Below are 12,746 nucleotides of genomic sequence, written 5' to 3'. Positions count from 1 at the left end.
CGAACTATCCTGAACATCAGGTGTGGGAGTGTGCGCGCCGGCGCAGGATCGCCGACACCGAACCTTAAGCGGAGATGTGGCATGCTGGGGCACCATGGCTGACCCCCTCCATCATTCCGCCGGCAATTTGGAAGGCGCCTCGCGACGCCCCGCCATTCCCGGCTTCGATGCACCCGAGACCTTCGAGATCGTCGCAGCTTCGCCAGAGGCGGCGCTGCAAGGCGTCGAAAGCGTGATTTGCGTGCCGACCTTCAAGCGGCCGGAGTTGCTGGAGCGCGCTTTGCGCTCTCTGGCCGCGCAGCAGGGCGGGCATGATTTTGCGATCATCGTCGTCGAGAACGAAGGCGTCGAACGCGCCGGCGCGGAGCGGGCGAGTGCCCTTCACGCTGCGGGGCTATTCAAGGGATATGTCATCGTCGAGCCGCGACAGGGCAACTGCAAGGCCTATAATGCCGCCTGGCGCTGCGGGCTGACCCGCCTTCCCGAGCTGAAGCAGGTCCTCGGCATCGATGACGACGAGGAGGCGCTGCCGCTGTGGCTCGACGCTTTTCTGCGTGCTGCGGCAATTGCGCCGGCCCAGCTCTTCGGCGGCTCGGTGACCCCGGTCTTCGAGGATCAATCCCGAGCCTGGCTGAGCGCACACCCGGTCTTTCGATCGCATTATGCTGTCTCGGGCGAAGTGCCGATCCTGTTCTCGAGCGCCAACTACCTGATCCGGCGCGAGGTGCTGGAGGCACTTGGCTTCCCCTTTCTCGACGAGAGCTTCGATTTCACCGGCGGCGGCGACAGTGACTTCTTCCGGCGCAGCAAGGAAGCCGGCTTCCGTTTCTGGTGGGTCCAGGACGCCGCGATGCGCGAGACCATGCCGAGGCGCCGCACGGAATTCAGCTGGATCGCGGCCCGCAGCCTGCGCAACGGCGCGATCTCGGCCACGATCGAGCGTCGACTCGATCCATCGGCGCGGGGGCGGCTCAGGGTTCTGGCGAAGAGTCTAGCGCTGCTCGCAGCCTCACCCTTTCGCGGGCTCGCGCTCGGCTTGCGCACCGGCTCGGCGACGATCGGGCTCTATCACGCGCAGGTGGCGCTCGGTCGCCTGATGTCGGAGCTCGGCGTCAGCAACGAGCAGTACCGCAAGCCGGACAAGAACTAGGACGTGCGGCATGGCGAGCGGTGATGCAGCTCCGATCGGAGCGGAGCGCTTTTGCTGGGGCATTATCGGAACCGGCGTGATCGCGCGGCAGTTTGCGGCCGATCTCGCGTTGCTGCCGGACGCGCGGATCGGCGCGGTCCAGTCCCGTGCGTTGGAGAAGGCGCAAGCCTTTGCGGCCGAGTTCGGCGCTACCGTCGCCTATGGCGATGCCGAGACCCTTCTCGCCGATCCGGCCATCGATGCGCTCTACATCGCGACGCCGAACGCCTTGCATGTCGCACAGGGCCTCCGGGGTATTGCTGCCGGCAAGCCGGTCTTGATCGAAAAGCCGATCGCCCTCACCGCGGCCGATGTTCACAGCGTGATCGAGGCGAGCCGGGCGCATCGCGTCTTCGCGATGGAGGCGATGTGGACGCGCTTCCTGCCGGCCGTGGTGGCGGCGCGCGAGCAGGTGGCGGCGGGGCGGATCGGCAAGGTTCGGCGCATTCGGGCGGATCTCTCCTATGTCCGCGAGGACATCCCCGGCAGCCGCTTCTTCGACCCCGCGCTGGGCGGAGGCTCGGCATTCGACCTTGGAGTCTATCCGGTCTCGCTTGCCTTGCATTGGCTTGGCAGTCCCGAGCGCGTCACAGGTCGGTGGTTGGAGGCGCGCAGTGGCGTCGACCGGCGTTGCGAGATCGTCCTGCACTATCGGGAGGCGGTGGCGGAGCTCTCCTGCGGCTTTGATCGCAATGGAGGAAACCAGTTCGTGATCGAGGGGGCCGCAGGCGCGATCCGTCTGGATGCGCCCTTCCTCAAGGCGCAGCGGCTGACCCATTATACCACCGCGGCACTTGGGAGCTCGTGGCGAGGGCCACGGCTCCGGAATGGACCGGCCGGAAAGCTGCTCGACCGCCTGCCGATGCCGGGACGCACCCGAGAGATCTACAGCTTTGCCGGCAATGGACTGCAGTTCCAGGCCCGTGCCGTGATGGATGCCGTTCGGAGCGGCGAGACTGGCTGCGCAACCATGCCGCTCACCGAAAGCGCGGCCGTACTGAATATCATCGAGACGGTCCTGGCGCAGCCGCCAGTCAAAACCTTCTGATCAGAAACGGCTCTGCATCCGATAGGGCTGCGGCAGGTCGCGGGCATTGTTCAACGCCAGCGCAAGCTCGGTGATGTGGAGTGCGAGCGCGCCCGAGAAGACGGGCTTCTGCTTCGCCGCAATCGCGTTTGCCTGGTCGGCGATGCCGCGCGCGAAATCGATTTGCGAGGGGAAAGCCGGCAGCGCGGACCGGCCCGTGGCGGCGGGGTAGGCGAGTTTGCGGCCGGGCTCCGGCTTCCAGGTCAGGAAGCGGCCGAGCCGCGCCTCGACGCGGTTCGCCAGCAGACGGGGGAGGCTGCGCGTTGCATCCGTGCGCTCGAGATGGATTGCGGATCGGTTGTCCCAGAGGTCGCGGACCGTGATCGTTCCCTTGTCTCCGAGAATCTGCAGCGAGCGGTCCTTGGGTGCGGCCAGGCCACAACTCAACCGGGCGACGGGACCGGAGCGAAAGGTGAGGCAGCCGACCGAGAAATCCGGGGCCATGGTGATGGTCTCGGTGCCGGGCCCCTTGTCCGGGAATGTCACCGCGGAGAACGCGGTCAGGGCTTCGACCGCGCCGAAGAGCGACACGAGCCAGGACAGTGCGTAGCCCGCATGCTCCAGCGTGCAGCCGATCTCGAACTCATGCAGGCCAGGCCATGGTGCGCCGGAACGCGACCGCCAGGTCGCCCAATTGCCCCGGAAGACCGGGCCGTCCTCCATGGCGGCATAGATCAGCCGCGGCGTTCCGATGGCCCCCTGCGAGAGCGCATCTCTCACCAGCCGATGAGCATCGCTGAGGCCGTTCGCCGGTGCGGTGGCCAACGTCAATCCAGCGGCATCCGCAAGGGCGACGAGTTCGCTGGCCTGCTCGAGCTGCATGGCCAGCGGCTTTTCACAATAGACATGCTTGCCTGCGGCGAGCGCCTGCCTGGTGATCTCGTAATGGCTTTCGGGCGTCGTCAGGTTGACGATGATGTCGACCTGCGGCTCGGCGAGCACGGCCTCCAGGCTTTCATAAGGCCTCGCGCCGTGAAAGGCGCAGAACGCACGGAGGCGGTCCGGCGAGCGATCATAGACGCCGGCAAGCTGAAGCCCGGGATGGTTGGCCAGCGTGGTCATGTAGTAATCGGCCACGAATCCTGTGCCGATAAGCGCGATCTTCATCACGGTGTCCTGTCTGGCGATCGATGGCGACGGCGGCGCTCAGGCTTCGTTTCTGACGAAGCCGCGGATCTTGGCTGCGTTCCGGCCCAGCGCCGTACTTGCCTGCTGGAGTTCGCCCGCGCCGACCTCACCCTCGCGAACGACCAGCACGATGTCGTCGACCGCATCTGCAAAACGCTCCGTGAAAGCGTCGGAACCCAGCGAGGCACCATCGATGAAGACCGGCCCGAAGCGGCGGGCCGCGCCGAAGAAGTCGTGGCTGATCTGTTCGGCTGTGACGAGTTCCGGATGCCCTTTGCGCGGCACGAAGAACAGGCCGGTGCCCTCGTCCTGCAGCGCCGCACGGATCAGGCTGGCGCTGCCGGAGACGATCTCGTGCACACCTGCCTGCGCGTCCGGCGCGAAGACCGATGTCAGGCTGTTTCCGCCGAGGCCGGCATCGACCAGCATGGCCGGCAACCCCGCTTGCGCGGCATCGAGCGCGAGGTTGAGCGCCAGCGTCGAGGCGCCGGCATTGCGGCGCAATCCGACGACGAGAATCCGCCGACTGGGACTGCCCTGGCTGGCGAGTTCGGTTCGGATGCCGCGGATCGCCCGGGCGAAGGAGGCATTCGGCTTGTCGATGACGTCGACGAGATGAGCCTTGGCCTGAAAGACCGAGCGCACTTCGCCATCCCGCCGCCAGCGTCGATGCCTCACGGCAGGCAGTTTTGCCAGCAAGGCCAAGGGGGGAGCTGCGGGGGCTCGCACGACCTCCGGAGTACGGGCTGGTTGACCGCCTTGAATCGCCATGAAACGCCGCCATCCGGTCCTGGCGGGGGCCGCGACCGCATCAGGGGAAGGCGGCTCCGTGGCCGCAGCGACCACAGGGACGGGATCGGCAGGAGCGGGCGGGGGCGATGCCTGAGCGGCAACAGGCTCGTGGCGATTGCGGAATGGCCAGCGGCGCAGCCCGGCAGGCGGTGCAGGCAGGGAGCCGCCAAACAGCGCCAATCCGAGTGCGGCGATCGCGCCCAGACCGCCCCCGGCGATGCCTCCGAGCATGACGACGGTGCGCCTGCTGACGCCGCTCTTCTCGAGCGCCGGCATGGCCATGCTGATGACGCGCGCATTGGTCGTGTCGATACCGGACAGTTCCCCGGTCTCACGTGCCCGCCGCAGGAAGGCGTCATAGACGGCGCGCGAGGATTCGATCTCGCGTTCGAGCTCGCGCAACTGCACCGAAGCGCGGCCGGCGCTGTATTGCTGCCTGGTCAGCTCCTCGACGCGCCGCGCGATCTGCCTCTCGGCATCGACGGCGCGGTCGTATTCGATCTTGGCGGCGCGCGCGATCCGGGCAAGTTCCTCGTTGATCTGCCGGCGCGCATCGCGCACCTGAGCCTGCGCCGCGGCGAGCGCGGGGTGACGCGAGCCGAGCGAGGCCAGCAGATCGGCTTCCTTGCTGAGCGCCGCGCCCAACTGGGACCGGAGTGCAGTCATGGTGTTCGAGGCGACCGCCTCGGGTATGGCGCCGGCCTCGATGCTCGAGGCGCGCGTCGCAAGCGTCTGGTCGTATTTCGCCTTGGCTTCGCTGACCCTGGTGCGCAAGGCGACGAGCTGGGCATTGTTCAGCGCAAGCTGTTCTTCGCCGATCGACTTGCCGCCTGCACCGACGAGGCTGTTGGCTTCCTTGTATTTCTCTGCCTTCTCCTCGGCGATGCGCAGGCGGTTGCGCAATTCCTCCAGGCGCCCGGTCAGCGCGCCGGTGGCGCGTTGCGCAGCCTCGGCACGGACGGAAGCCTGGTCGTCGAGATAGGCGGTGGCAAGCGCATTGGCGATCCGCGCTGCCTTATCGGGATCGCGCGAGGTCACCGAGATGTCGATGACGAAGGTCCGCTCGCCACGCCGGACCGTGACGTTCTTGTCGAGGGCCGCGAGCGCATAGAGCAATCCATCGCGGGAAGAGGTGCTGTTGCTGCCAGAGAGGAGTCGACCCAGCCCGCTCTTGGCGGCCTCGCCCCCGAATTCCGGATCCTTGTCGAGGCCCTCGCTCTTGACGACGCGCGCCTTGATGCTGTCCGAGGCGATGATGCGCGCCTGGCTTTCGAGATAGGCCGTAAGCGAGGTCGGGTCGCTGCCGACCGCATTGGGCGAGACTTCGTTCTGCAGCACGCGCAGATCGCGCGGATCGATGAAAAGCTGGGCGGTCGAGACGTATTTCGGCGGAATGAACAGGCTTGCCAGGGCGGCAAGGAGGGCGCCCGCCAGCGCTGCCGCGATGATCAGTCCCTTTCGGCTCCACAGCGTCTGAAAGAGCCAGGCCGGGTTGGTCAGGCGCGCCAATGCTGACGGCACAGCTCCGCCGGCCGCCGGCTCCGTGCGGCTGCCGGCCTGTTCGGTTCTGCTGAGCTCGCCATCGGCGGTCTCGGTCGTGAACATGACGCTACGCTTCACTCAAACCTGCCCGGCCCGGGATGATGATGGTCGTCACCCCGGCGGACATCGAACTCACCAACACCGCTCAGCTCGTCCCCAGCCGATAACGGTCAAGTACCTTCATCATCGGCTTCGGCCTGTAGTCCTCATCGAGGGGGAGTGGCCGGGCCTTGGCAGAATCCTTACGCGCGAAGGTCTCTCCGATCCATGAATAGCGGTCGCTGAGGCCCCAGGTGACGATCGCCTTGGGCTGGCGCGCGGGGACCACCGCATTCAGGAAGGTCGAAACGAGGTTTGCCGCGGTGCTGTCGCGCTCCCGCGCTACAGCCGGCAGCTTCCAATCGATCACGTCGAGTTCGGTAATCTCGACATCGACGCCGAGCGTGCCGAGATCCTGCATGAAATGCTGCAAGCCGGGCGTATCGATGGCGCGTTCGCCGTACAGATGGGCCTGCATACCGAGCCCATGGACCGGGATGCCCTTGTCGCGCAGGTCCCGGATGATCGAGAGAGCCGCGGCGCGGCGCCTCACGATGCGCGGATCGGTATCCTCGAAATCATAGTCGTTGATCACCAGCCGCGCCTCTGGATCGATCTGGGCCGCGGTCCGGAAAGCGATCTCGATATGTTCGGGGCCGAGCAGGCGCTGCCAGATCGTGTCGCGATAGGGCTCCTCGAGGGTCGGATCGTGAGCGATCACCTCATTGACCACATCCCAGGTCGGTATGACGCCCTTGTAGCGGTCCACGACGGTCTCGATATGGCTGATTAGCTCGCGCTCGGCTTCCGCCTTCGTGCTCATCTCCTTGGCCCAGGGCGGCAAGGCCATGCCCCAGAGCAAGGCGTGGCCGCGCAGGGCCTGCTTGTTGCCGCGTGCGAAGGCGATCAGCTCGTCGGCTCCGGAGAAGTCGAACCGGGAGCGGTCATGCCGGAGCGCTTCCCATTTGAGGTCGTTCATCGGGACGATGACGTTGCAATAGGTCTTCAAAGCCTCGCGATAGCGCGGGTCGGCGCGGAAGGGCTCGATCTGCGCGGCCGAGCCGAATGGAATGGCGGGTCGGCCGACCTGCGCGAGACCGGCGCTCGGCCACGCCAGGGCGAGGCTGGCAGTTCCGGCCAGGGCGTCGCGCCTGGTGATGCGGCTCATGTTCCGTTCCGATTCAGGCAGCTGCGCGGGGCAGCGCTTCCCGGGCTTCGTTTAGGGTCGCTCAATGCCTTTGCGTTAAGCGAGGTTCGGGCTCAATTTTGGCGTGAGCAGGGCCCGAGCCAGCTCTCGCCGCCGCCGCAATGGACTCCATGTCGCCAGATCGTGCCACCATATCCGCCTACCTTACGATCCTGAGCGGCTCAGCCGGTCGTCTCATTATCTCTCTTGTATATTTCCTCATCGTTGCGAATACGTTGACCCTTGGTGAGTTTGGCCTGTTCGCGACGGCCTCCTCGACAGGACTCATTCTCTCGCGGTTGCTGGCTTTCGGCTTCGTCTCGCCGGTCTATCGCGTCGCCACGGTCAAGCCGCGTCTCCTCGGCGCCTATCTCGCCGGCTTCGGCGGGCTTGCCGTCCTGTCGCTGCCGCTGATCGCTGCAGTTGCCGCCCTGGCCTATGTCGCCTTGTTTAGGGAGCGGCTGGATCTTCTTCCCTTCGCCCTGATCATCGTCGCCGAGGTGCTCGGCTGGCGCCTCGTCGAGGTCGTCGCCATCATCAATAACGGCCTGAGGCGTTTCAGGCAGTCCGCCCTGCTCGTCATCATCGGCTCCTCGCTGCGCACGCTTGCTGCGGTTGCCTTCTATGGTCTGGGCCATGCGAGCCTGGAAACCTGGGTCTGGGCCTATCTCGGCACTACGATCCTGTCCGCGGTGATCGCGCTGACGCTGTTTCTGCCGCCGCTGCGCCTGCGTTTCGTTAGGGCGCTCTATCCCCGCCGCATGGCCGATGCCGTATTCGCGGGCGCGGCCGACATCGTGTTCTACGTCCAATCCGAACTCGACAAGCTGCTGATGCTGGCGCTCGCGGGAGAACGCACCGCGGGGCTCTATGCCATCGCCATGCGCGTCATCGATCTTACCGCGATGCCGGTGCGCAGCTTCAACCAGATGCTGGTCCAGAAGATCATGAAGGATCGCGGCCTCGGCGGCGGCTGGCGACGCAAGATGCTGGTCGAACTCGCGATCGCGTTGGTCTCGATCGGCGGACTGGTCGCCATCGTCATTCTGCTGATGCCGTTTCCCGGCGCGCTCGGCCGCAACGTCTCCGAGGCCGCCTATCTCTTCCTGCCGATGTTCGCGGTGCCTGCCTTCCGCAACCTCGTCGAGTATCACGCCGAGTTGCTCTATGCGCGGGAGCGCACCGGCTCGCGTATCGCGCTGCTCTGCGCCATCACCGCGCTCAAGGCGGCACTGATCGCCTGGGTGATGATTCGCTTCGGCCAGGAAGAGGCCTGGGCCCCCTGGTTCAACGCCGTCTTCGGCGCAGTCTATCTGCTCTCCGTCACGGTCACCTATCGGTTGCTTGGCCGGGCCCGCTGAACCGGGACTATTGTGCTTCGAACAGCGCCTTCAGGCGCTCGACGGGCTGCCCGATGAAGGATTGCACGCCGACCGCGACCTGTCCCGGTTCCAGGATGTCCTCGAAGCTGCGCAACGTCGCCAGCTCGCCGACATCTTCGGGAAACCAGTAAACCTTGCAGAGCTCGTGCTCGTCCGGCCAGTGGCCGGCGGCTTCGAGCCCGAGCACGCGTTCGACGAAATAGCCGTAGATCATGTATTCCGAGAATTGCCGGTGCGTGGCGATCGCTTCGACCCAGCTGCGCCCGGCTATCTCCTCGATGCGCGTCATCATCGCCAGCACGGCGTCCCGTCGCCAGCTGACGAGATTGTTGATGTAGTCGGGACTGGGAAATGCTGGTTCCGGCAGTCCGAGCAGGCGGGCCGCCATCATGCACCAGTCGGTATGCTGGGCCATGGCGCCGGTGATGCCGTCGGGCTTGCGGTAGAGGCGGACCGTCCCGTCCCGGCCGAGGCGCGTGACGTCGAAGGGCCGCAGGAACATCATGTCGGAATCGGCGAAGATCACCACGTCCTCGTGGCTCTTCATCGGAAAGGCGAACTTGCGCAGCTGTTGTGCGTGCCAGCCGCGCAGCGGCGGCAGACCGCGCCGCAGGGCACCGAGGCCCGTCCAGACCCGGCGACGTCCGAGGCTCAGGAGATCGGGCCGGGGTTTCAGCCAGGAGGGCAGAAGCTCCGCCTCCGCGATCACCCGCCGGTGCGGACCTTCCAGCTGCTTGAACAGCGCGACGTCCCGATCCTCGACCAGAAGGTAATGGGCCGTGTGGCCGGTGACGAAACGGTCGATGCTGGCGCAGAGCAGCCGGCAGCGTTCGAAGTCCCCGGCATAGCTCGGCGTCGCAATGGCGTAGCTGAGGCTCATTGCGTCGGACCGCGGGGCTGGAACCTGATGCGCAGCATCCGCAGCAGGAACGCGGGGTTGCCGAGCACATAGCGCCGCCACAGCCGGCGGGGCTCCAGCAGGAGGCGGTAGAGCCATTCCAGCCGCAGACGCCGCAGGACGTCTGGCGCGCGCTCGACCTCGCCTGCCAGAAAATCGAACAGCGCACCGATACCGGCAGCGATCGTCGCGTGCTGGAGCGTGATCTTCTCTGCAATCCAGCGTTCCTGAAGCGGATTTCCGAAGGCCACGAGCAGGAGATCGGGCGGGCTTTCGGCCAGCTGCGCCAGAAGCCCGGCCTCTTCGCTCTGAGCAAAATAGCCGTGGCTCAGCACGGTGAAGCCGTGCCGTGGGTAATCCTGAGTCAGGCGCGCCGCAGCGCGCTCGGCCACACCTGGCTGTCCGCCCAGCAACGTCACGCGGAGCGAACGGTTCTGCGCGGCGAGCAGGGCCGGAATGAAGTCGGTGCCATTGAGATTTGCGGGGAAGGACGCGCCATAGAGAAGCCGGGAGCCGATATCGACGCCGATTCCGTCCGCAAGCACCAGGAAGTCCTTGAGCTGCGCCTGCAGCCTTGCGTCCACGGCGGCCAGGTTGACGAGGTTCGCATTGCAGAAGGCGAGCTTCACGTGGCGGTGACGGGCAAGTGCCGTGTCGAGCACCGCGAGCGCCTGCGCGCGATCGAGCACAGCCACACCAATGCCGCCGATATCGCGGCGGGCATGGTCGGGATGGTCGGCTGGCTGCGTGTGCGATGACATGTCGAAGAATGAAATGGCAGTCACGATCTCGTTCATTTCGAGGCGTTTTCGGTTCCTGTCTTGGCCGCTCACGGCGGTGGATCACGCCAAGCCCGATGGACGGTGAACAGCCCTTGACCCTGACTACCATCAGACCGGCTGCCGAGGAGTTGCGGAACGGGATTGGCGCTGTCTCATAACGGGACGCCGTCATGTCGGTCGTTGCAGCCGGATTCCCTGACCCCTTCGTGTCGCGGCCGAACTCCGCTCTCGGCGTCTCATTCCGGCGCGTGACCGGGCGGCATGGCGCTTGCCGCTCGCAGCCGTGAGAGCAGTTGGAAGGGAGCGTCCTGTTCCGTTCCGGAGCGCTCGCCGCCGGCCGTCAGGCCGTTGTGGCTCCGGAGAGCCTGCCGCGATGATGAGCGTCAACGATCTGAACTATGCGGCGGCGGCTGCCGACGAACGCGCCAATGCCTGGCGGCACTGGATCGGTCTCGTCACGGCGCTGACAGACGCGGTCGTGGTGCTGACGATCGTGTCCCTCGCCTCCGTGGTCTACCACCTCCTGGCCTACGGCCATTTCGGCGATGTCAGGATCACGCGCGAGCTGGCGATGATGATCGCGGCGATCTTCGTCTTCACCAATGTGATGCGCGGTCGCTACCAGCTCAGCCATTATCTCTCTGCGAAGGGGCAGATGGCCTCGGCCTTTACGGTCTGGAACATTACGATGGTGGCCTTCATCGCCGTCGCGTTCCTCGCCAAGATCGTCGATCATTATTCACGCGCCGTCGTGCTCGTGACCTATCTGGCCGGCATTCCGCTGATCACTCTGGCGCGTGCCGGCATTGCCCGCATCATTTCAGTGGCCAGCAAGACCGGCCGCATCACCACGGAGCGGGTGTTCCTGATCGGCCGTGAACCCGACGTGATGTCCTTCGTCTCGCGCCATCAACCCTGGAACATGGGCTTCGCCATCGTCGACGTCGCTTTCCTGCACAGCAACGACGCGCGCCGCATCAATGATCCGATGGCCGCGCTCAAGGCCGATCTGGTCACCGCTGCAGGGCGCTGCCGGCAGATGCGGCCGGACGCGGTCTTCATCGCCTTGCCCTGGTCGGATCAGGAGACGATCGATGCCTGCATCGATGCCTTCATGAACCTGCCGGTCGCGATCCACCTCGCGCCCGAGCGGATCATGGATCGGTTCGACAGTCCCCATATCGTGCGCATCGGCTCGTTCGCCAGCCTGCGGCTGACGCGCCCGGCGCTGTCCACCGCTGCGATCGTCGCGAAGCGCGGCTTTGACATCGTCGCCGCTTCGACCATCCTGCTTCTGGCGTTGCCGGTTCTGCTGATCATTGCGGGGTTGATCAAGCTCGACACGCGCGGACCGGTGTTCTTCCTGCAGCGACGCTACGGCTTCAACCAGCAGCCCTTCCGGATCTTCAAGTTCCGCACGATGACGGCGACCGATGACGGCGACGTCATTCGTCAGGCGACGCGTAACGACCCGCGCATCACGCGCATCGGCCGCTTGCTGCGCCGCTTCAATCTCGATGAGCTGCCGCAACTCATGAATGTCATCGCCGGTCAGATGTCGCTGGTTGGGCCGCGCCCGCATGCGCTCGCCCATGATCACGCGTTCCAACGCAAGATCGCCCTCTATGCCCGGCGTCACAATGTGAAGCCGGGCATCACCGGCTGGGCTCAGGTCAACGGCCTGCGCGGTGAGACCGACACGGACGAGAAAATGGCCAAGCGGGTCGCATTCGATCACTGGTACATCGACAATTGGTCGTTCTGGCTTGATCTCGGCATTCTCCTGCGCACTGTGTTCAGCGCGCGGGCCTATCTCAACGCCCAATAGTCGACGCGCTGATCTGCCCCGATTTGCGCAGACCGGCATGGCACCGAGCGCGCTGGCCTAGCGGAAATCAGGCCGCTACCGTGCAGTCCGACTTCTCAGCCGGGGGCTTGCCATGAACCAAATCGATTTAGACGGTCGCGTCGCCATTGTGACCGGTGGAGCGCAGGGGATTGGCCGTGCGGTTGCCGAGCGCTTCGCGGCGAGTGGCGCCAAGGTCGAGATCTGGGACCTCGATGGCGCGCTCGCAGCAAAGGCGGCGGGCGAGATCGGCAAGGGGGCGACCGGGATCGCCATCGATGTCACCGATGCCGCCGCCGTGAAGCGGGCGGCCGACGCGCTCGAGGCTCGCCTCGGCAGCGTCGATATCCTCGTGACCAGCGCCGGCATCGCGGGCCCCAACCTGAAGACCTGGGAATACCCGCTCGACGAATGGGCGAAGATCATGCGCCTGAATGTCGATGGCACGCTGCATTGCTGCCAGGCGGTGATACCCGGAATGCTGAAGCGCAATTACGGCCGGCTGGTGCTGGTCGCGTCGATCGCCGGCAAGGAAGGCAACCCCAACGCCTCGGCCTATTCCGCCTCGAAGGCGGCGGTGATCGCCTTGACCAAATCGCTCGGCAAGGAACTCGCCGACAAGGATATCGCGGTCAACTGCATCACGCCCGCAGCGGCGCGGACCCGCATCTTCGACCAGATGAGCGAAGAGCATATCGGCTACATGCTGGCCAAGATCCCGCGCGGCCGTTTCCTGCAGCCTGACGAGGTCGCCTCGATGGTCGGTTTCCTGGCTTCCGCCGAGAACAGCTTCACCACAGGCGCGGTGTTCGATCTGTCGGGTGGGCGCGCGACTTACTGATCCCGATCCGCGCCGCGCGGTTCTGCGGGGCGCG

10 protein-coding genes are annotated in these 12,746 nt (G+C 65.8%); 5 read left to right on the top strand and 5 right to left on the bottom strand.

What is annotated here, in order from left to right; all coding sequences use genetic code 11:
* Positions 1 to 94 precede the first annotated feature (94 nt).
* A complete protein-coding gene (locus tag AC1DGP_RS07270; RefSeq protein ID WP_476831909.1) occupies positions 95 to 1,150 on the top strand; it encodes a glycosyltransferase family 2 protein in 1,056 nt (351 codons plus the stop codon).
* Positions 1,151 to 1,160: 10 nt separating this feature from the next.
* The gene (locus tag AC1DGP_RS07265; protein WP_441490510.1) at positions 1,161 to 2,237 is read left to right on the top strand and encodes a Gfo/Idh/MocA family protein; all 1,077 of its coding nucleotides are present in this window, start codon (positions 1,161 to 1,163) and stop codon (positions 2,235 to 2,237) included.
* Here AC1DGP_RS07265 and AC1DGP_RS07260 read toward each other — a convergent pair whose 3' ends face one another.
* From AC1DGP_RS07260 to AC1DGP_RS07250, 3 genes are all read right to left on the bottom strand, one after another.
* Entirely contained in the window at positions 2,238 to 3,383 is a 1,146-nt protein-coding gene (locus AC1DGP_RS07260; RefSeq protein ID WP_441505015.1) for a Gfo/Idh/MocA family protein, read from the bottom strand. It lies immediately after the preceding gene.
* Positions 3,384 to 3,422: 39 nt separating this feature from the next.
* Positions 3,423 to 5,816 carry a Wzz/FepE/Etk N-terminal domain-containing protein gene (locus AC1DGP_RS07255; protein ID WP_476767483.1) on the bottom strand — a complete coding sequence of 798 codons (2,394 nt, stop codon included), beginning with the start codon at positions 5,814 to 5,816 and terminating at the stop codon, positions 3,423 to 3,425.
* A 67-nt stretch (positions 5,817 to 5,883) separates the two neighbouring features.
* A complete protein-coding gene (locus AC1DGP_RS07250; protein WP_476831908.1) occupies positions 5,884 to 6,945 on the bottom strand; it encodes an endo-1,4-beta-xylanase in 1,062 nt (353 codons plus the stop codon).
* A gap of 254 nt (positions 6,946 to 7,199) precedes the next feature.
* Between AC1DGP_RS07250 and AC1DGP_RS07245 the strand changes: the two genes are divergently transcribed.
* Positions 7,200 to 8,324, top strand: a complete 1,125-nt coding sequence (locus tag AC1DGP_RS07245) for a lipopolysaccharide biosynthesis protein (RefSeq protein WP_441505012.1) — start codon at positions 7,200 to 7,202, stop codon at positions 8,322 to 8,324.
* A gap of 7 nt (positions 8,325 to 8,331) precedes the next feature.
* Here the strand turns inward: AC1DGP_RS07245 and AC1DGP_RS07240 are convergent, their stop codons facing one another.
* Together AC1DGP_RS07240 and AC1DGP_RS07235 are read right to left on the bottom strand one after the other, a co-directional pair.
* Complete coding sequence (locus AC1DGP_RS07240; RefSeq protein ID WP_441505011.1) at positions 8,332 to 9,225, bottom strand: DUF6492 family protein; 894 nt, start codon at positions 9,223 to 9,225, stop codon at positions 8,332 to 8,334.
* Positions 9,222 to 10,028, bottom strand: coding sequence for a WecB/TagA/CpsF family glycosyltransferase (locus AC1DGP_RS07235; protein WP_476767485.1), 807 nt, complete (start codon positions 10,026 to 10,028; stop codon positions 9,222 to 9,224). The genes AC1DGP_RS07240 and AC1DGP_RS07235 overlap by 4 nt, the downstream gene beginning before the upstream one ends.
* Before the next feature lie 370 nt (positions 10,029 to 10,398).
* Between AC1DGP_RS07235 and AC1DGP_RS07230 the strand changes: the two genes are divergently transcribed.
* Together AC1DGP_RS07230 and AC1DGP_RS07225 are read left to right on the top strand one after the other, a co-directional pair.
* Positions 10,399 to 11,853 (top strand): undecaprenyl-phosphate glucose phosphotransferase, encoded by a 1,455-nt coding sequence (locus tag AC1DGP_RS07230; protein ID WP_441505009.1) that lies wholly within the window; start codon positions 10,399 to 10,401, stop codon positions 11,851 to 11,853.
* A 112-nt stretch (positions 11,854 to 11,965) separates the two neighbouring features.
* Entirely contained in the window at positions 11,966 to 12,712 is a 747-nt protein-coding gene (locus AC1DGP_RS07225) for an SDR family NAD(P)-dependent oxidoreductase (RefSeq protein WP_069878438.1), read from the top strand.
* Positions 12,713 to 12,746: the final 34 nt, after the last annotated feature.

It is taken from the genome of Allobosea sp. 05T433 (assembly GCF_056396065.1).
This window is presented reverse-complemented; position numbering and strand designations above follow the sequence as displayed.

What these genes read in the sequence shown, in the direction of transcription:
- AC1DGP_RS07265 (WP_441490510.1), top strand. Translation starts at nt 1,161, where the DNA reads ATGGCGAGCGGTGATGCAGCTCCGATCGGAGCGGAGCGCTTTTGCTGG.
- AC1DGP_RS07230 (WP_441505009.1), top strand. Translation starts at nt 10,399, where the DNA reads ATGATGAGCGTCAACGATCTGAACTATGCGGCGGCGGCTGCCGACGAA.
- AC1DGP_RS07270 (WP_476831909.1), top strand. Translation starts at nt 95, where the DNA reads ATGGCTGACCCCCTCCATCATTCCGCCGGCAATTTGGAAGGCGCCTCG.
- AC1DGP_RS07250 (WP_476831908.1), bottom strand. Translation starts at nt 6,945, where the DNA reads ATGAGCCGCATCACCAGGCGCGACGCCCTGGCCGGAACTGCCAGCCTC.
- AC1DGP_RS07260 (WP_441505015.1), bottom strand. Translation starts at nt 3,383, where the DNA reads ATGAAGATCGCGCTTATCGGCACAGGATTCGTGGCCGATTACTACATG.
- AC1DGP_RS07225 (WP_069878438.1), top strand. Translation starts at nt 11,966, where the DNA reads ATGAACCAAATCGATTTAGACGGTCGCGTCGCCATTGTGACCGGTGGA.
- AC1DGP_RS07240 (WP_441505011.1), bottom strand. Translation starts at nt 9,225, where the DNA reads ATGAGCCTCAGCTACGCCATTGCGACGCCGAGCTATGCCGGGGACTTC.